At 36.4% G+C, this 19618-nt stretch carries 15 protein-coding genes and 1 pseudogene; 10 read left to right on the top strand and 6 right to left on the bottom strand.

Annotation, left to right across the window (positions count from 1 at the left end):
* The first annotated feature begins 7 nt into the window (after window positions 1–7).
* From IPM51_16350 to IPM51_16335, 4 genes are all read left to right on the top strand, one after another.
* Window positions 8–1108, top strand: a complete 1101-nt coding sequence (locus IPM51_16350; GenBank protein MBK9285867.1) for an RES domain-containing protein — start codon at window positions 8–10, stop codon at window positions 1106–1108.
* Window positions 1109–1288: 180 nt separating this feature from the next.
* Window positions 1289–1501, top strand: a complete 213-nt coding sequence (locus tag IPM51_16345; GenBank protein ID MBK9285866.1) for a hypothetical protein — start codon at window positions 1289–1291, stop codon at window positions 1499–1501.
* Between the two features lie 407 nt (window positions 1502–1908).
* A complete protein-coding gene (locus IPM51_16340; protein ID MBK9285865.1) occupies window positions 1909–5094 on the top strand; it encodes a T9SS type A sorting domain-containing protein in 3186 nt (1061 codons plus the stop codon).
* 33 nt (window positions 5095–5127) lie between these two features.
* On the top strand, window positions 5128–5511 hold the full coding sequence (locus tag IPM51_16335; GenBank protein MBK9285864.1) for a hypothetical protein: 384 nt from the start codon (window positions 5128–5130) through the stop codon (window positions 5509–5511).
* 150 nt (window positions 5512–5661) lie between these two features.
* On the opposite strand, the gene IPM51_16330 is transcribed toward IPM51_16335, so the two are convergent.
* The 6 genes from IPM51_16330 to IPM51_16305 form a co-directional block, all read right to left on the bottom strand.
* Window positions 5662–5943 carry a hypothetical protein gene (locus IPM51_16330; GenBank protein ID MBK9285863.1) on the bottom strand — a complete coding sequence of 94 codons (282 nt, stop codon included), beginning with the start codon at window positions 5941–5943 and terminating at the stop codon, window positions 5662–5664.
* Between the two features lie 89 nt (window positions 5944–6032).
* Complete coding sequence (locus tag IPM51_16325) at window positions 6033–6608, bottom strand: hypothetical protein (GenBank protein MBK9285862.1); 576 nt, start codon at window positions 6606–6608, stop codon at window positions 6033–6035.
* Window positions 6609–7034: 426 nt separating this feature from the next.
* The gene (gene gap / locus IPM51_16320; protein MBK9285861.1) at window positions 7035–8021 is read right to left on the bottom strand and encodes a type I glyceraldehyde-3-phosphate dehydrogenase; all 987 of its coding nucleotides are present in this window, start codon (window positions 8019–8021) and stop codon (window positions 7035–7037) included.
* 3 nt (window positions 8022–8024) lie between these two features.
* A complete protein-coding gene (locus tag IPM51_16315; protein MBK9285860.1) occupies window positions 8025–8936 on the bottom strand; it encodes a hypothetical protein in 912 nt (303 codons plus the stop codon).
* A 26-nt stretch (window positions 8937–8962) separates the two neighbouring features.
* Window positions 8963–11230: a T9SS type A sorting domain-containing protein gene (locus tag IPM51_16310; GenBank protein ID MBK9285859.1), complete on the bottom strand. Its 2268-nt coding sequence runs from the start codon at window positions 11228–11230 to the stop codon at window positions 8963–8965.
* Between the two features lie 86 nt (window positions 11231–11316).
* The gene (locus IPM51_16305; protein MBK9285858.1) at window positions 11317–12198 is read right to left on the bottom strand and encodes an NAD kinase; all 882 of its coding nucleotides are present in this window, start codon (window positions 12196–12198) and stop codon (window positions 11317–11319) included.
* A 159-nt stretch (window positions 12199–12357) separates the two neighbouring features.
* Here IPM51_16305 and IPM51_16300 point away from each other — a divergent pair, with 159 nt between their 5' ends.
* The 6 genes and pseudogenes from IPM51_16300 (at window position 12358) to IPM51_16275 (ending at window position 19618) form a co-directional block, all read left to right on the top strand.
* Window positions 12358–14190: an HD domain-containing protein gene (locus IPM51_16300; GenBank protein MBK9285857.1), complete on the top strand. Its 1833-nt coding sequence runs from the start codon at window positions 12358–12360 to the stop codon at window positions 14188–14190.
* 69 nt (window positions 14191–14259) lie between these two features.
* Window positions 14260–15036, top strand: a pseudogene (locus tag IPM51_16295) (DUF1538 domain-containing protein).
* Between the two features lie 321 nt (window positions 15037–15357).
* On the top strand, window positions 15358–16137 hold the full coding sequence (locus IPM51_16290) for a DUF1538 domain-containing protein (protein MBK9285856.1): 780 nt from the start codon (window positions 15358–15360) through the stop codon (window positions 16135–16137).
* Between the two features lies 1 nt (window position 16138).
* Window positions 16139–17248, top strand: coding sequence for a P-II family nitrogen regulator (locus IPM51_16285; protein ID MBK9285855.1), 1110 nt, complete (start codon window positions 16139–16141; stop codon window positions 17246–17248).
* A gap of 72 nt (window positions 17249–17320) precedes the next feature.
* Complete coding sequence (locus IPM51_16280; GenBank protein ID MBK9285854.1) at window positions 17321–18562, top strand: sodium:proton antiporter; 1242 nt, start codon at window positions 17321–17323, stop codon at window positions 18560–18562.
* 9 nt (window positions 18563–18571) lie between these two features.
* Entirely contained in the window at window positions 18572–19618 is a 1047-nt protein-coding gene (locus IPM51_16275; protein ID MBK9285853.1) for a hypothetical protein, read from the top strand.

Below are 19618 nucleotides of genomic sequence, written 5' to 3'. Positions count from 1 at the left end.
AAGGTGAATGAAACTAATCGAGCTATTTCAAAATGAAATCATCAGACTTCCTTTTCATCAACAAGCTGATCCAAAGAAGAGCTTTAGAGAATTTCTTTTTGAAAAACTCGATGCTTACAAAAGCAAAATTGATTCATTAGATTTTTCTGAACTACCTAGTATATTTTCTCCTGATGTTGAAAAGCTCTTAGTTACAAACTTGATTGAGGGCATAAAAAAATCGGTTGACTTATATTTAGACGGGTATCCTTTTGATGCATATTCTGAATTAAAGAAGTCATTCGACATGAGTATGTTTTCTCATTTAACACACGGGACACTCCCTGAAGATAGAAGTCTCTACCGATTACGAAAAGAGAAAGGAGCTTATTCGTTAACGCAAAAGGAACTTTTTCATATTCCGTTCAATAATAGAATTAAAGTGTCTACTCAACGTTACAGCATTCCAGGCTTTCCATCTTTGTACGCTGCAAATTCCGTTTACGTGGCTTGGGAAGAACTTGGTCGACCAACTCCTGACCAAGTTCAAGCATGTAGATTACAGACTAAAAAACCAATAACTTTCTTCGATCTTACAACCGACGTTTACTTAGGAGAAACAACAGTTTTAAACTCATTAAAACCCGAAGACCTTTGGAAACACTTAATTGTTTGGCCACTTATCGCTTCTTGCTCAGTCAAAGTTTTAGATAGGGAAGCCGCGTTTAAACCTGAATATATTATCCCTCAGTTAATATTGCAAATTGTTAGAAAAGAAAAAAAATGGGACGGTATTAGATTTTCCTCAACTCATATTGATCTCAATAAAATGAAAAGTGCGAAAGGTGCTTTTTATAATTATGTTTTGCCAGTGAAGGAAAATAAAAACGACGGCTATTGCGATAAACTTAATGAATTATTTGAAATGACTGAAATCGTGCCATGGCAAATCGTCGATACATTCACTAAACCTCAAGGAACTTTTTTACATCCGAAGGACACAACACCATACGAAATTCAAGCTATTGAACTTATTTCTGAAAAACCGTTAGCTTATCAATATTCTATTTTTGGGACATTGGAAAAAAGACTCATTTTTATGACTCCAACAAAAATAATTACTTCATAAATTGACTATGTAACGACGAACAACGAACCACTAACAGCAAATAAACGTAAGCGGGCGGACTCGGTCATCGCTCGGGCGCGGGACAAGTGGTCGCTGCCCTTCGACAAGCTCAGGGAACAGCGAATTTATTTTGCACCTCGCTAATAAACATTTATTCAAATAAAATTACTTTCTTAGTAAATGCAATTCAGCGTTAAAGTTATATCCTACTATAAATGCAGTTTGGAAATAGCTTTTCAAAGCCCCATGTTGGGTTACTATAAATTTGAAAGCAAATGGAAAACAACGGAAATTGTAAAGGAAAAAAAGAAAACGGTAATCTCAAATACTTTTTTTAGGAAGGATGGTATGATGCAACCGGAAAACTTTCACAGTAAATCGAAGATGAAATAGACCGGAATAAAGAAGAGTGGTAAAAGAAGTTTGCGCCCTAGTGGATGGCGTTTCAACTCAACTATCATTTGCAAGTGATTGCAAATCGGTTTATCAGCCGGATGGTAAATTCTAAATTTATTTGAATGAATTGAAGGGCTCATCAAGTTTGCTTGCTTCCGGATTCATGAATTAAATTGAAAAAAGCTTATATTCAAAGCCTGTTGATTTGGTAACGGTTCGTGAATGTGAATGCAATTTAGTTACCACCACCGGTTTTTATGTAATTCGTTAAGGCTCACAGCAATCCAAAAGTGCTTTTCAAAAAACATCGCTCCAAACTCATGGCTTCATAAAATAAAAAATATTTTTACATGTACCTGAAAATATTGATTTTTATCAATATCTTCATTTATTATTCAGTCAGTATGAAAAAAATATTTTTTGGCTTTTTTCTTATCAGCACTTTCATATCCTATGCACAATTGCCTCCATTGCAATGGGCGAGAAGTATGGGTGGCACTTTGGGTGAAACCGGCTATTGCGTAATCAACGATGACCAGGGAAATGTTTACACCACGGGCGCCTTTCAGGGTGCGGTAGATTTTGATCCGGGGCCGGGTTCTTTTATTCTAACTTCTTCGGGTTCGAATGATGTTTTTGTAAGTAAACTAGATGCGGCCGGAAATTTTTTATGGGCTTTTAAACTGGGAAGTACAGGTGATGATACCGGAGAAACTTTGGCAATAGATTCAAATGGCAATTTGGTAATCGCCGGTTTTTTTAACTTTACAGCTGACTTTGATCCGGGGCCGGGCACTTTTAATCAAACATCGAGCGGCAATTCAGATATTTTTGTAGCCAGGTATAGTCCGGCTGGTGCATTATTAATGGCTTTACGAATTGGTGGTACCGGAATAGATGACCCTTACAGTTTGAAATTAGATGCCTTAGGTAATATTTACTGTACCGGATTCTTTCAAAATACAGTTGATTTTAATCCCGGTGCAGGTGTTTTTAATTTAACATCGCTGGGTTTAAAGGATATTTTTGTTTTTAAATGGGATATGAATGGAAATTTTATTTGGGCAAACAGAATAGGAGGTACCGGCGATGAAATTGGTTATTCATTAGCGCTGGATGCCAATGCAAATTCATACATTACCGGGTTTTTCAGAAGCACAGCCGATTTTGATCCGGGACCGGGTGTATTTAATATGTCCCCATTAGCATCAGATGTATTTTCCTTGAAATTGGACGCTTCGGGTAATTTTATCTGGGCCAAAAGATTTGGTGCAGTGGGCGATGAAGTTGGGTATTCCAATGCTGTAGATAATGCAGGTGATGTTTACATTACCGGATTTTTTACTTCAAATGTTGACTTTGATCCGGGGATTGGTGTTTACAACATGGCCTCTACAGGGGGTTATGAAATTTTTGTGAATAAATTGGATGTAAACGGTAATTTTGTATGGGCTGCCAAAATGGGAGGCACTACCAACGACGCTGCCAGCTCAATCTCATTGGACAATCTTGGCGGAGTTTATACTACCGGTTATTTTAGCGGTGTTGCAGATTTTGATCCGGGTCCGGGTACTGCAAATTTGGTGTCGGGAGGAAGCAATGATATTTTTATTAGTAAACTTGATGCGTCTAACGGCGCTTATGTTTGGGCAGTATCTTCAGGAAGTGTGAATCCGGACTACGGAGCTTTCATCAATATGAGCAACAATGGAGCCCTTTATCTTTGCGGCTATTTTCAGACTACGGTTGATTTTGATCCTACGGTTGGTGTAAATAATTTAACCAGCGCCGGATTGCACGATATTTTTGTCGAAAAATTTTGTCAGGCAATTTCCCAACCTACTGTGATTTCCGGCAATACAATTGCATGTGCCGGCGAAGTAATTGTGTATTCAACAAACACCGTGGTAGGTGCTCAATCTTATTATTGGAATTTACCAGGTGGATGGAGTGGAATCAATGGGAATTCCACCATTAGTGTAACGATAGGAAATTCAAACGGCACAATAGGTGTTACCGCCAATGCAGGATGCAGTACCGGCGGACCAACATTAGCGATCACGGTTCGCCCATCGCCAACCATAACGGTTAACAGTGGTGCCATTTGTATTGGTGATTCCTATACCATTACACCGTCGGGTGCTGTTACTTATACCATTAGTGGGGGATCCTTTGTGGTGACCCCTTCCCTTACCACATCCTATTCTGTAATTGGAACAAATAGTTTGGGTTGTGTATCTCCGACTCCAGTTATTGTAACGGTTTCGGTCAACCCGCTTCCAACCATAACTGTAAATAGCGGTTCTATTTGTGCTGGAAGCTCGTTTACCCTGATACCCGGGGGTGCCAGTACTTATACTTATTCTGGCGGATCAGCAGTTGTCAATCCAACAGTGAATACAAGTTATTCCGTTACCGGCACCAGCAGTTTGGGTTGTATTTCCGGCTCTCCGGCCATAGCAAATGTAAGTGTATTCCCTACTCCTACGATAACAGTTAACAGTGGTTCAATTTGTGCCGGAGATTCATTCACCATGAATCCTAGTGGTGCGCTATCTTATACATTTTCTAGCGGGTCTCCTATAGTTTCTCCTTCTGTAAGCACTTCTTATTCAATCATTGGAACGAATGCGGAAGGTTGCATTTCTACCTCTTCTGTAATTTCAAATGTGACCGTAAACCCTTTACCGATTATTTCTGTGCCTAACGGTTCGATATGTCCCGGCGAATCCTTTACCTTGATGCCCACCGGGGCTTTCACATACACTTATTCTTCCGGATCGCCTGTTGTTTCTCCATTGGTAAATACAAGTTACTCAATCATTGGAACCTCAACGGCAGGTTGCATTTCCAGTGGCTCTACTGTCGCCACAGTTTCAGTAGCGCCTCCGTTCACCATAGTTGTTACCGGCACCAATGTGGTTTGCTCAGGTCAACCTCTTGCGCTTTTAGCAAGTGGGGCAACAAGTTATACTTGGAGTGACGGATCTAGCAACAATCCAACCATATTCACCCCAACATCAAGTACCACTTATTCCGTGTTTGGACATTTGGGTTCTTGTAAGGATACCAGCACTTATTTCGTTAACGTTAATCCGTTGCCGAATTTATTGGCCTTCACTACTAATAGTATTGTTTGCATCAATAATCCGGCAACCCTGGTCGTAGTTGGCGCACTTTCTTATACCTGGAACCCGGGTGGTCCGGGCGCCAGCATAGTGGTTAGCCCATCTGTAAGCACAATTTATTCCATAGTTGGTATTGATGTTAATGGCTGCAGTAATGTAACAACAATTACTCAATCTGTATCATCCTGTGACGGAATAGCTGAGCTAATTCCTTTCCATGAGGAAAATATTCATATTTATCCTAATCCATTTAATGATAAACTCTATTTCTCTTTTGAGCTGATTCGCGATTTTAAAATAGAGATTCACAATAGCATTGGCCAGATAATATTTGAAAATGCTTATTATCCAAAGGAAAAAATGAATATTGAAATTAATTTATCAGATTATGCCAAAGGCATTTACTTTTTTAAACTAACTTCTCAAGGGCAAACGTGTATTAAAAAGATTGTGAAAGATTAAACGGCTTAATCCTGAATCAATTTTTTTTAATTAATGAAAATAAAAATTTTAATTCTTTTGGTCATCCTTACCTCCTTTATTGGATATATGGAATGGGGGGATAAAAATCATTCTTTATTGATTCAGGCCGAATACGAAGTAATTCGGAATTTATTTTCCAATCCCTTGGCGGTTTTGCATCCGATAACCATCATCCCGTTGTTTGGCCAACTACTTCTATTCATCAGTTTGTTCTTAAAAAAACCAAATCGCATTTTAATATACACGGGTGTTTGTTGTTTAGGGATGCTAATGGGGTTTTTGTTCGCCATTGGCTTAAGCGTATTGAACCTTAAAATGTTTGTTGCCAGTCTTCCCTTTATATTGTTTGTAACAATCCTTTGGAAAAATCTACAGAAATTAAAAAAAGAAACCTAGTGCACCATTTATTCTCTACCCTTTTCTTCATTTTAATCTGCCTGGCATGAATTGTGGTATAACCCAATATCTCAAACACTAATTACTATATTACTCAAAATAAAAAAACCACCATTGGTATTGGTGGTTTTTAATGAACTTATTGTTATGTTAATCTCCAGTAACAATACATTTTTTAATTATAACCGCATTTAGATAGTTTATTGTTTTCACATCAACAGTTGAACATTTTGTTAAGCCACCGTTTTTCATAGCGGTTTGTACACTATAATCACCACCAAAAACTAAGCCGAATACAATGGTAGCTTTCGCTTCACCAACTTTTTTACCAAGAGTATTGCTTGTTGCAGCTAGTGGGGCTGTAATTGAGCATGATGACATTATTAAAACTGAAATGCAAATGCTAAGTACAATTTTTAGTTTTTTAATCATATATTTTATATTTTATTTGCCCTACTCTTATGGCTTTTCAGATACGCCCCATTTTTACTGGGTCTGGACTCCAGTTTGATATTAAAACTTTAATTATATTTTATTTTAACTTTTCTTTTGGTAACTTTTAATTTTCCATTTACATAAACTGAATCCATATAATAGCCATCTTTATCAAGAACTGGTGGTCTGGCCACAGATTCGGATTCCTCGGATTTATTATTGGTGTTTGTTTTGGAAGAACTAAGTCCGGCTTTTCCATTTGGCGTTTGGCTTTGATTAGTATTATCAATTAAAAATACAACATCTGCTACCGTGCGTTGCGATTTTTTTCCTTTTACCGGACCGCAAAATTTAATGGTACTGTAATCTCTCGCTTTTCTAATCACAATCATCTGAAGATTTTCTGCCCTTTCGGCCATGAATTTTTTTGCCGTTGAATTTTCATAGTAAGTGTAAATTTCTACATTTGCGTGTTTACCATGTAATTTCGAAGCCCATTTAGTGAGCTTAGCATCATTACTATCTGCAACTGAAGTTTGCATTCCCGAATAATAGATATGAAGCGTATCTTTTTGAGAAAAGCCACTTAAAAACGAAAAAAAGATAGTAAATACTCCTAAAATAATTTTAGTATGCATGTTGGCGTTTACAAAATTGTTCATCTGATCTAAAGTGTAATTTAATAAATTTGGGTTCTATTCTCTAACACAAATAGATACGTTTTTAATTAAAATCCAAGTCTTTAATTTAGAGGCAAATTTGTTGATCCATCTCTTTATTTGAATCATTTTCTTTTTAATCATGAGGAATAAACTATATCTTCTTGTAAGATTATACCATTGCAATGACATTAATACCAAACATACATTACAAATTTGATTCTAGGACAATTCCATATTATAAAGTTATAGTGTCAAATGCAAATAAATCTAAACCGGCATTTCATTACTGTGGAAGTTAAAACTATATATGCCGCTCTTTAAAATGCAATTTTCAAGTTCTTACCGGTAAATTAAACATCCTATTTAGAATTATATGAGACTATATTAAAAACGAATAAAAAATTGGTAAGTATTGTAAACGATATTTTAATTGCCCATTTTTTGGGTGAGTTCAACCATACGATTGCAATAGCCCCACTCATTATCGTACCAACCAATAATTTTTACCAAGTTTCCAACTATACTAGTGAATTCGGCATCATATAAAACGCTGTGTTTATTTCCGATTACATCGATACTTACTATTGGATCTTCGGTATATTCCAATATTCCCTTTAAATCGCCTGCTGCTGCTTTTTTATAAGCCGCATTAATTTGTTCAACTGTTGGGTATTGCTTCAACACACAAGTGATGTCCGTTAGTGAACCATCGGGCACCGGCACACGCATACCGCAACCTCCTATTTTTCCGGCTAAGTCCGGAAATATGCGGGTAATGGCTTTTGCTGCACCTGTTGAAGTAGGAATAATACTCATGGCTGCAGCTCTGGCTCTTCGCAAATCTTTATGCGGCGCATCTTGCAACCGCTGATCGCTGGTGTATGAGTGCACTGTTGTGATATAGGCTTCTTCAATACCAAATTGTTGTAATACTTTTAACATGGGGGCTGCACAATTCGTAGTGCAACTGGCATTAGAAACAATTAAATCATCTTTTTGTAATAACTCATCATTTACGCCAATAACTACGGTGCGTATACTTTCGTCTTTGGCAGGTGCTGATAATAAAACTTTTTTTGCGCCGGCTTTGATGTGTTTTTCAGCACCTGCTTTATCCAAATACTTTCCGGTACATTCTACCACAATATCAATATTCAATGCTTTCCAGGGCAAGCTTTCGGGATCTTTTTGCGCGAATACTTTTATTTTTTTTCCATTAATAATCAAATGTTCTTCATTTGCACTCACTTCTCCGTTAAAAGCCCGGTGTATCGAATCATATTTGAATAAATGAGCCAATGTTTTCGCATCGGTTAAATCATTGATGGCTATAATTTCAATATTTTTTTCTTGTAATGCATTACGCAAATACAATCTACCAATTCTGCCAAATCCGTTTATCGCTATTTTCATACTTTATTTTTTCTTAGGAGTCTCATACTTTCTTTTCTTGCCGGTAAAAACATCATAGGTAAACCAATGTCCTTCATTCATCATCAACACCGTGGTTTCATTAAAATATTGTACCTCCTCGGCATACTGCACTTTTTCTTCTTTAGTTTCAAGATTTAAAATAATTAAATGCTCATCGGGTTTAAAAACTTTTTCCACCACAAATTTTTTGGTGGCCAATTCTACATGCCGATGATACGAAGAAACTTTTTTTCCTTCATAATTAAAAATATCATCTTCACTGTATGCCCCCTGTCCTGCCGTACAACCAATAATTAATGAATCTTTGGTATTAAATTTAATGTGCGAATATTTAAAAGGTAAAATCAATTCTTCTTCCTTACTTAAAAGTCCTTCGTAAATGGAGTTATTTTCATTTCTTATTTTGCCAACCAAAAAAGAATTGTCGGGAGAAAAATGAATATCTTCATAAGCCTTTTTGGTAATTTGTTTAAAATCTTTATTTACCAAATACCGGTGATCGTGCATGTCGGCCGACTTTACACCCACCGTTAAATATTCTGATTTAGTATTTAATTGTTCCGAAGTGTGCTTCTGCAATTGAAAAACACTGTTGGTATCTCCACTTTCTAAGTGAATAACTAACCGCTCGCCAGATTTATTTAAATAATTACAATGATAAGAATGAATAAGCGTTTTGATAAATTTATTCGGGTGTGCACTAACCGTTTCAAAACAAACCAAACAAACTTTATTGAGGCTATCGAAATTAAAAATACTGTCGTAAATTGGTTTTATTAAAACAGATTCTCCTTCTTTCATGCCCCACTTATCTCCTTCCTTAAAAAGCGTGGTTTGCGCACGAACACCATTAAGGAGCAATACTAATAATATCTGAATAACAACAAATCTCACATTCACTTTATAGTGCAGGCAATCTTTTATTCCTTCACAATTCTAAATACCGTATTTTGATTGGCATTAGAAAGATGAATGAAATAAATACCCTGATTTATTCCGCTTAAATCTAATTCTTCCTTCAATTCCGTTTTATCGTAATAGGTAAATAATCTTATTAATCTACCGGTAACATCAGTAATTTTTAAATTCACCGCTGATTTAGAATCCAGATTTCCGGCGCTTACATTTACTTTATCGGCAGCCGGATTAGGCCAAGCATTTAATTTTAATTCATTATTACCTGAAATATTTTTTACAGCAGCAATAGTAGTGATATCAAAAGTATTGTCACTCACATCTAAAAAGATATTCCCCTTGCCTTCAATTTTTACGCGGCAAAAACTTTCTTGTGCCGTAACGGTTGGCACTGAAATAATTTCAGCTCCATCATTCGGAGTTGAATTATTTAAAACAGAATAACTATTTCCGTTGTTGTATGAAATTAAAATACGAATGCTATCGCAATTCACCGCGCCGGCATCAGTACCATTCACATTCCAGGTAATGGTTACCTGTCCGCCCTGATACCAGGTAAGTCCGGATGCATTAGGATAAGTTAATAAAAATGGTCCTGCATTATCTACCGTAATTTGTGAATTTGCAAAAGCAACACCTCCGCCTCCGGTTTTATTATCTCTTGCAGTTAAACGGAAATTTAAATTTTGAGGCGATTGTGGTACATATTCTCCTTTTGTGGTGGTATACGCATGATTTAATATTAAACTATTATATGGAAAAAATCGAGTTGGAGAAGCAGAAGGAACATAAGAACGGAAGAAAGGTTTGTTACCTGAATTCCAGTTTCCGGCAACACCTGCATCTACTTCTTCCCAGCTATAAGTGATTGCATCACCGTTTGGATCGGTAGCACTACCGGTTAAATAAAATGCTGTTGCTTTTGGAATAGTAAAATTACCCGGACCCGTAACTACCGGCGGTTGATTTCCGGTTGTTGAAGTAACCGGACAAGTTCCGCCGCCACCGGATTGCGTGAAATTAATTATCTCATCAAAACTTACTGCATGAAAATAGGGAATACTATTTGAAGCTAAATCCTGTGAGCCACATAAACCTGCATAACCCATGATGGTAACACCACTTCCCGGCTCCATTGCAGTTGATCCGTTTCTGTTTCCGCTGCATCCGCTAGCAGTTGAGTTAAAACTATGATTGCCTCTGAACTGATGTCCCATTTCATGCGCAACATAATCAATATCGTAAGGATCACCAACCGGACTTGGACTTCCCGTAATTCCTTGCGCTTTGGTAGAAGAATTACAAACACAACCTAAGCTAGCTAATCCGCCACCACCGGTACTAAAGGTATGACCAATATCGTAGTTAGCACTTCCGATGGTAGCAGAAATTACCGATTGACTTTCAGTAATTAAAACTCCGGCATTATTATTTCCATTAAACGGATCAGAACCTGCGCTGGTAAAAATTACATTAGTTTCAGTAGCTACCAAAACTAAACGAACAGCAACTTCGGTTTCATATACACTGTTCACACGATTAATGCTTGTTACAATTTTAGCTAATACCTGCGCTTTGGAAGGAGAACCAATACCAGTTGCCGCAACAGCATACTCGCCTGTACAGGCAACAGCTAAACGATACGTTCTTAAATTTTGTCCGACTAAGGATGATGCAGATTTATTTCCTCTTACGGCTTCTTCTTCTTTTTTTTTCGGCTCGTCAACATGAACATCTTTTACGCCAACTTCAGGGATAATATGAGCCGGATCTTTTTTAAAATCCCTAGTATAATAAACAATATAATCACTGGTATTTCCTACGCAATAAGGATCAACAAAATAATCACCATTAATTGAGCGAATATTCATATGAAAACCAAATTCATTCCAATCCGCTTTCCCGTTTGCATAAGGATCATCAATTCCTTTTAAACTAAAAGTACGGATATCGGGATTAACTTCCTGTAAAGCCGCTTCCATAATAGAACTTTCTACTACTTTAAATTTCTGAATAGTTCCGTCAGCGCAGGGTAATGAAACAATTACTTCACTGTTATTGATGGGTGTTGTTTTATCATTGGGTGCGGCAAACATTTGATTTTTTAATTCCATTCCATTTAAATGAAACACCATATATTTTTGAGGAACGATTTGTCTTGCACCATTTATGCGAACATCCGAATCCTTACTCAAAGACCAATTCGCATCTGCTTGTTGTGCGTTTAAACCAAAAGCGGAAACGAATACCGCAATAACTAATAACTTTTTCATGCAATTATTTGACTTGTTAATTATCAAATATATAAAAAAAAGAATGAAAAAGTTTGTAAATTGTGATGAACGAAAAACTAAAAATTTTAGTGGCGTTTATCGAGTCCCCACATCATCTTGTTTCTTAGTGTAGTAAAAAAATGCTGTCCTTCCAGATTAATTAAATTGAATTTAAAATCGGCTTTTTTAACTTTTATCTCTTGATTGGAGTTGACTTGTGCGTTTCTGGAATCGAGTGAAATATTAAAACTTTCACTTCTGCCACTTATTTTAAATGAAATTTCTTTTTTATTTGAAATAATAATTGGACGAACATTTAAATTATGCGGAGCAATGGGTGTGATAATGAAATTATCAGAGTCGGGCATCATGATGGGGCCGCCACAACTGAGTGAATAAGCGGTAGAACCTGTAGAAGTAGAAACGATTAAACCATCGGCAAAATAGGAATTCAAAAAAACACCATTTACAAAAGTGTCAATATTAATCATGGCACTACTGTCTTTTTTATGAATGGTAAATTCATTTAAAGCATAATTCACCCCTTCAAATTCGTTTCCGCAACCGGTAACATCAATTAATTCTCTTTTATCCAGCGTAAATTTTTCTTTAACTAATTTTTTTAGCGCTTTTTTCAAATCTGTTTTATTTACTGAGGCTAAAAAACCCAAACGACCCGTATTCACACCTAAAACCGGCAAACCGGATCGGCGTACCAGGGCTAAAGTTTCCAGCAATGTGCCATCTCCTCCTAATGAAATAAGCATATCAGCCATAGATACCAATTGCTCCGAAGTAGTAAAAGTTTTTAATTTGAGCGCGAACTTTGAATTTAAACTTTTTAAATACTCGAAGTAAGGTTCAAATACAATCACCTCTACATTTTCATTTTTCAAATAACTATGAATCTGTTCGAGGTATTTGGACTCATTGTCCGGTGTACTTCTTGCGTAAATGGCAATGGTCATACTAAAAGATTAGACTAGTCAAAGATAGTTTTATTATTACTCTTTTACAATGCTTATTTGGCTTTGAATTAGTGATATTTTTAATAATCGAGGTGTTGTTTTGGGGTTTCCGAAGGTTTTTACTATTTTGGTGATTAATCTGTAAGCAGGTTATGAATTATGAGTGAAGAAGAAAAAAAGAAAAGTTCAGATAAAAAAACCGAAAGGCTGAACAACAAACTCCGCATTAAAGAACTTCAGTTTGAAGCTTTATTGGATATTACTAACTCCATTAACCATGATTTTTCAACGTTAGTGGTTATTGAAAAATTCAAGCACTTTGTAAAAGACCAGCTGCATATAGATAAGCTCATCCTTTTTAGCAAATTTGCAAAATGGCGCGTATTATTAGATTATGGCACCAGCGAGGAAGAATTGGAAAATATTGATGTAGACAGAGATTTAATTCACATCAATAAAATTGATTCCATTGTTTCTGTACAAAATAATGCCTTAAAAGGTTTTGATTTAGTTGTACCGGTTTATCAGGGAGAAAAAGCCTTGGCCTATTTATTACTTGGCGACGTGAGCGATGATGAAAGAAGTGTAAGTAGCATTATTAAACACTTAAACTTTTTACAGCTACTCACTAACATTTGTGTAAGTGCCATTGAAAATCAACGTTTAGCCAAAGAGGTTTTAAAACAGGAGCAACAGCGCCGGAAAATGATAGAGAAGCAGAATGAAACCTTAGAAGTTTTGGTAAAAGAAAGAACCAAAGAATTAGAGGCCGAGAAAGAAGAATCAGAAAGATTATTACACAATATTTTACCCCGTAAAATTGCCAATGAACTTAAGTTAAACGGATCAATTGAACCCTTACGTTACAATGAAGCATCGGTGTTGTTTACCGACTTTAAAGGGTTTACGGCTACCTCATCTACTATTTCGCCCCAAGAATTAGTAACTGAGCTGAATGATATTTTTAAAGGATTTGATTACATCATGGAAAAACATGGCGTTGAAAAAATTAAAACCATAGGTGATGCCTATATGGCCGCATGCGGAATTCCAATTGAGTCTGATAATCATGCTTTGCGTATTATTTATGCAGCCTTTGATATGATTACCTTTTTGCACGAGCGCGGTAAGCGTTCAAAAATTAAATGGGAAATGCGGGTTGGTGTTCATTCCGGACCATTAGTAGCCGGTGTGGTGGGCACTAAAAAATTTACTTATGATATTTGGGGAGATACGGTGAACACGGGTTCGAGAATGGAAAGTAACAGTGAGCCGGGAAGAATAAATATTTCACAAACTACTTTTGATTTAATAAAGCATCAGTTTAATTGCGAATACAGGGGGAAATTAAGCGCCAAAGGCAAAGGTGAAATTGATATGTATTTTGTAAATAATGAAATCATGCCCGAACGTTTTTTACAAGCGAGAAATATTGCCGAAAATTTATTGAATCAGTTGGATCAAAAATTATATTACCACTGTAAAGCACATTCATTAGATGTGCACGATGCTGTTAATATTTTATGTTTAAATGAAAATATGGCTGATCAGGAAAGAGAGTTAGCTCGGGTAGCTGCCTTATTTCACGATACCGGTTTTTTAAGGCAGTATAAAGAAAATGAAGAAAAAGGTTGTGAAATAGTAAAAGAAAATTTACCGAGCTTGGGTTATTCAGATGAAGAAATAAATATTATCTGCAACATGATTATGGCCACCAAAGTACCTCAAAATCCAAAATCGAAATTAGATGAAATAATTTGCGATGCCGATTTAGATTATTTAGGGCGTATGGATTTTTATACCATTGGAGGTAATTTACACCAGGAATTACTGGAACATGGTGTTGATTTAAGTAAAAAACAATGGGATGAAATGCAAGTGAAATTTTTAAACATACATACGTACTTCACCAACACATCCAGAGAATTCAGAAATGACGGTAAACAAAAACATTTAGATAAAATTCAATATGCATTAAGTTCATCTGTATAGTTTATTTTGAATTATTATATATTATTAGTAAAATTACAATGCCCTTAATTCATTTAATACTTTATTTTCATGGCACAAGAACAAAATTACGGCAGCGGTAAAATTAAACTCACGTTTGCCAAAACATTAAGCATATTAAAGCCGTATGTAAGCAGTCGCTTTATGGATCAGCTCAAAAGTGTTTGGGTGATTATTGCCTATTTGGTGCTTTTTCAAATTTTCATTTTGCAATTACCAATTGTTTACTCCCTCATGATTGGATTAGGCGTGTTAATTGTAATTGTGGGTTTAATGTTTTTTATGGAAGGTTTAACACTGGGTTTAATGCCATTTGGAGAAATACTCGGTTCTAAACTTCCGGTTAAATCAACATTGCCCGTAATTTTAATTTTTGCTTTTTTATTAGGATTGGGAGCAACCTTTGCCGAACCGGCAATTGCGGTTTTAAAAGCAGCCGGTGCCGGAGTAAAACCGGATGCCGCTCCTTTATTATATAGTATGCTTAATGAATTCTCAGGTCAACTCGTGTTTTGTGTAGGTGCCGGTGTCGGTGTTGCTGTATTATTAGGTGTGTTGCGATTCATGTACGGTTGGTCATTAAAAACATTCATCATCCCTTCTATTGTAATTCTTTCTGCATTTACAGTTTGGGCACATAACAATGAAATTATGAATGCCATTATTGGCTTAGCATGGGATTGCGGTGGAGTAACCACAGGGCCTGTTACCGTTCCTTTGGTATTAGCACTTGGTATTGGTGTTTGCAGGGTTGTAAATACCGGCGACTCCAGCAGTGCAGGATTTGGAATTGTAACCCTTGCCTCCTTGTTTCCTATTCTTGCTGTATTAATCCTGAGTTCTTTCCATTACTTTGCCGGAGATTATTACAAAGGCCCTAATTACACGGGTGAAATTTATAAAACCGAACAGGTTGCATCCGATAATTCATTACATCATACTTACGGAGAATTTGATGAAACAGATTTAAATACTTTCCGTCAAAAATATTCCGTAAACGGAGAATATGCAGTTTCTTACAAAGGGGATAGCGTATTGTTGGAAAATGGAAAAATTGTTGTTCATAATCCTACCGTTATCTATAAGAAAGAAGAAAAAAATACGGTGAATACAGAAAATATCAAACAGTGGGACACAGAAAGTAATTTCATGTTGATGCTGAAAGACTCTTTTTTTGCCGCATTGCAGGCCATAATTCCGCTTTGTATTTTTCTTTTTATTGTTCTTCGTTTTTTACTTCGCGAAAAAGTACCCTATGCCGATGAGATATCATTAGGTATAGGATTTGCCGTTATTGGAATGGCCATTTTTGGAATCGGTATTTCATTGGGATTAACTCCACTTGGAACACAGCTTGGCAGTAACATCCCTTCTTCTTTCGCTCGTATTGTTCCTTGGGGTTTAGACGGATATCAAGGACCGTTATTTGGTGCCGGATTTGCAGGAAAAATGGTGGCTATTGTGTTTGGATTTTTTCTGGGTTACGGGGCAACATTGGCTGAGCCCGCTTTAAATGCGTTAGGAAATACAGTTGAAAAAATCACCATTGGTTCATTCAAAAAGAATTTGCTCATGCAAACCGTTGCCATTGGAGTTGGATTAGGTATTGCCATGGGTGTATTTAAAATTGCCTACAATGTACCGCTTACTTATTTGTTAATTCCACCCTACTTGTTACTCATTCCACTATCCTTAATTTCATCTGAAGCCTTTGTTAATTTTGGATGGGATAGTGCAGGTGTTACAACCGGGCCTATTACCGTTCCGCTTGTACTAGCCATGGGTTTGGGTATTGGCGCCAACGTGCCGGGCGTTATAGACGGATTTGGAATTCTGGCGCTGGCTTCTGTTGCTCCAATTATAGCAGTGCTAACAGTTGGCTTAATTGTTTCTAAATCAAAAAAATCAGCAACCAAAAAAATAAATTAAAATGGAATTTAAAAGTAATTTTTGTTTGGTTACCGCTATTCTTCCAAAAGAAAACGCTAACGATATAATAAAGCAGTCGGTTCCTGCTGAAATAAATTCATTGTGCATCATCAGTGCCAGAGGTTCTATTTATAAAGATAAGTGGTATCAGAAATTTACCCCTTCTTTAAATCCTGAACAAACAGTGATTGAAATATTATTGCCAAATAATCTTGCTGATCAAATCGTACAAAAAATTGCAGAAGCAGCGCACTTGCAAAGTTCCGGCACTGGTGCGGTTTACTGCACCCCTTGCGAAAAATCTTTGTTTGTTTCCGAAAATGAATTTGAAATAGCATCTATAGAGAAACCTGAAAGCGAGATTCATTTTAGAAATAATTATTCGGGCATTTATTGTATTATTCAAAAAAATCTGGCTGACTCTGTTGCATTGGCTGCTATGCGCGCGGGTTCACCCGGACCAACAGTTGTTTTTGGACAAGGCAGGGGTATTCGCGAAAAATTGGGTTTATTACGAGTGGCAATTAGTCCGGAAAAAGAATTGGTTCGCGTTGTTGTGGATAATTATGATGTTGAGCCGGTTTTTGAAGCCATGGTTTCAGAAGGAAAATTAGATACACCGGGTATGGGTTTTATTTACATCATGCCTGTATCAAAAGGTTTGGTTAACATTGCCAGTGTAGCAGCAGGTAAACATGAGCTGGCTACCAATCATCAAATTATAAAAGCCATTGATGAAATAAAAGGCGGAAGTGAATGGAGGATGAATTTAAATTCATCCAATAAAGTACAGCGTAAATACTTAAATGATTTGGTACGCTTAACTTGTGTTACCGAACGCGGAATGGGTGATGCCTTAACTCAGGCAGCCATGGCCTCAGGGGCGCCCGGTGCTAGTATTACCTATGGCGTTAAAAGAAAATCTAATGAAACGCAAGGCACAACCGGAATTGCCGTTAATCAGGAAGTTGAAATTATTGAAATGACTTTAGCTCCAAAAGTAGTTGATGATATAGTTACTACCATGCTTAAAGCCGCAGATGAAAATAAAAACAATAATTTATATTTCTATACACAAAAGGTGCCTAAAGCGCTAACTTATCTAGGATAATAAAATGGCATCAAATAAAATTTAAATGGAGCCAATATGTATAAGAAAATATCCAATGATGATCGAAATTAAATGGATGTAATACAAATTATCACCATCCTTATCGGAATTTGTGCGGCGTTCAGTTATCTCAACACCCGCTTCTTAAAATTTCCTCCTTCGGTTGGAATAATGCTTATCGCACTCATCTTTTCAATTTTACTTTTAATAGAAGGACATGCCAGCAGTTATTTTCATGATTTGGTAAAAGATATTGTTGCTGAAGTTAACTTCCCCCATATTTTATTGGATGTTATGTTGGGTTTCCTGTTATTCGCAGGATCACTTCATGTTAATTTCAATGCACTTAAAAAACAAGGACCCGCAATAACGATATTCTCCACCCTGGGAGTAATGGTTTCAACTTTCCTGTTCGGAACTATTTTTTATTTTTTGCTTGATTTGGTATCGCTTCATATTGATTATATGTATTGCATTTTATTTGGTTCTTTAATTTCACCTACAGATCCCATTGCCGTTTTAGGCATCTTAAAAAAATGTAATGTGCCTAAAGAAATTGAAGTTTTAATTGAAGGCGAATCTTTGTTTAATGATGGAATTGGAGTGGTATTGTTTTTAACTTTGATGCAAGTAGTCAACTCCGGGATTGAAAATTTTTCAGGATTAGAAACCGCGGGATTGTTTGCCAGAGAAGTTTTTGGCGGCTTACTATTGGGATTCTTACATGGCTACATTGTTTTTTATTTTATTAAAAAAATAGATAATTATCATACCGTGGTTTTAATGTCATTGGCATTCGTGATGGTAACCGGACAATTAGCTAAGTTGTTTCATGTAAGCGGACCCCTCGCCACAATTGTTGTTGGATTAATGGTTGGCAACAAAGCCCATAAATTTATGTCGGTAAAAACAAAAGACTACCATGATAAATTTTGGGAATTACTTGACGATTTATTAAATGCCATGCTTTTTGTTTTAATCGGTTTACAAATGGTAATGCTTCCGTTCTTATTGCAATACTTAGAAATTGGCATTCTGTCGATTTTCTTATTAATTGCTTGCAGATTCGTATCCTTGCGTTTACCTATGTTATTTTTGAAAAATAAATTGCTTTACAACAAAAACACAGCATTGATTATGACCTGGGGAGGATTACGAGGAGGCTTATCTATTGCTTTAACATTATCTTTACCCGATAGTCCCTTTAATGAAACAATTATCGCCATAACTTATATGATTGTAATATTTTCTATATTAATACAAGCATTAACCACTGAAAGAGTAGTTAAATCATTACTAAAAATTAAGAATTAAACTTTATATATGAAATCAAAAACCTCCGGCAAAAATTTAATTATCGTTTTAGCTTCCTGCGGATTATTTATTATTGCAGGATGGATGATATTCAGAGACAGCGACAGCAGTTCTGAAATGATGCATCCAACTACCAAATACGCCATTTGGTCTTTTATTATAGGATCGTTAGTAACTATTTCTTTACCCTTAGGTTGCTTAACCGGACTAGCATTCAAACCAAATGCGAAAACTACAGCAGCCTTTACCGCTTTTGGAGCCGGTGCACTTTTAGCGGCTTTGAGCGTTGAATTAATTGCACCAACCGTGGAAGAAATTATAGGTCACGCAAAAAGTCCAACCGGAATGCCACAAGATAAATTTCATGCCATTGAATCTATGGGTGGATTATTGGTGGGTTGTGTTTTAGGAGGACTATTATTTTATACGTTAGATGAATTAATCAACAGTAAAGGAGGATTTTTACGTAAGGTTGGTTCAACAATCACGCATTTAAAATTAAAAACCAAACACGATATTATAGTTACTGAGAAAGAAGTTTCTGATGCACAAAAAGAACATGGCGAACATCAAGGAGGTGGTGCACCAATGGCTATATGGCTGGGGTTATTAATAGATGGTATTCCGGAAAGTTTTGTAATTGGTGCCGGATTTTTATCCTTGTTGTCGGTAAAATTAAGTGCCGGCCTTGATCCAACTTTTGGTGAAGTATTACCATACACATTAATTGCCGGTTTATTTCTTTCAAATTTTCCTGAAGCATTATCCGCAAGTATTGGCATGAAAAAATCAGGCATGAGTACAGGAAAAATAATGATGTTGTGGATTTCATTGGTTCTCATTATTGCCATTGGTTCTGTTGTAGGATATTATGTTGGTGCAACTATTCCGCATGTTATTGAAATTGGCATAGAAGGATTAGCTGCAGGAGCCATGCTCACCATGATTGCGCAAACCATGTTGCCGGAAGCGGTACATCTTGGCGGAACAAAAGTGGTTGGCTTAGCAACCTTGGCCGGTTATTTAAGTGCAGTAGCTTTTAAAATATTTGAATAA

It is taken from the genome of Sphingobacteriaceae bacterium (assembly GCA_016715905.1).
Lineage (GTDB): Bacteria > Bacteroidota > Bacteroidia > B-17B0 > Aurantibacillaceae > Aurantibacillus.
This window is presented reverse-complemented; position numbering and strand designations above follow the sequence as displayed.

Bases quoted from the DNA above. Each gene is read 5' to 3' on its own strand.
- IPM51_16300 (MBK9285857.1), top strand. From the start codon at position 12,358: ATGAGTGAAGAAGAAAAAAAGAAAAGTTCAGATAAAAAAACCGAAAGG.
- IPM51_16330 (MBK9285863.1), bottom strand. From the start codon at position 5,943: ATGATTAAAAAACTAAAAATTGTACTTAGCATTTGCATTTCAGTTTTA.
- IPM51_16310 (MBK9285859.1), bottom strand. From the start codon at position 11,230: ATGAAAAAGTTATTAGTTATTGCGGTATTCGTTTCCGCTTTTGGTTTA.
- IPM51_16335 (MBK9285864.1), top strand. From the start codon at position 5,128: ATGAAAATAAAAATTTTAATTCTTTTGGTCATCCTTACCTCCTTTATT.
- IPM51_16305 (MBK9285858.1), bottom strand. From the start codon at position 12,198: ATGACCATTGCCATTTACGCAAGAAGTACACCGGACAATGAGTCCAAA.
- IPM51_16345 (MBK9285866.1), top strand. From the start codon at position 1,289: ATGCAATTCAGCGTTAAAGTTATATCCTACTATAAATGCAGTTTGGAA.
- IPM51_16325 (MBK9285862.1), bottom strand. From the start codon at position 6,608: ATGAACAATTTTGTAAACGCCAACATGCATACTAAAATTATTTTAGGA.
- IPM51_16285 (MBK9285855.1), top strand. From the start codon at position 16,139: ATGGAATTTAAAAGTAATTTTTGTTTGGTTACCGCTATTCTTCCAAAA.
- IPM51_16280 (MBK9285854.1), top strand. From the start codon at position 17,321: ATGGATGTAATACAAATTATCACCATCCTTATCGGAATTTGTGCGGCG.
- IPM51_16350 (MBK9285867.1), top strand. From the start codon at position 8: ATGAAACTAATCGAGCTATTTCAAAATGAAATCATCAGACTTCCTTTT.
- IPM51_16340 (MBK9285865.1), top strand. From the start codon at position 1,909: ATGAAAAAAATATTTTTTGGCTTTTTTCTTATCAGCACTTTCATATCC.
- gap (MBK9285861.1), bottom strand. From the start codon at position 8,021: ATGAAAATAGCGATAAACGGATTTGGCAGAATTGGTAGATTGTATTTG.
- IPM51_16290 (MBK9285856.1), top strand. From the start codon at position 15,358: ATGTTGATGCTGAAAGACTCTTTTTTTGCCGCATTGCAGGCCATAATT.
- IPM51_16275 (MBK9285853.1), top strand. From the start codon at position 18,572: ATGAAATCAAAAACCTCCGGCAAAAATTTAATTATCGTTTTAGCTTCC.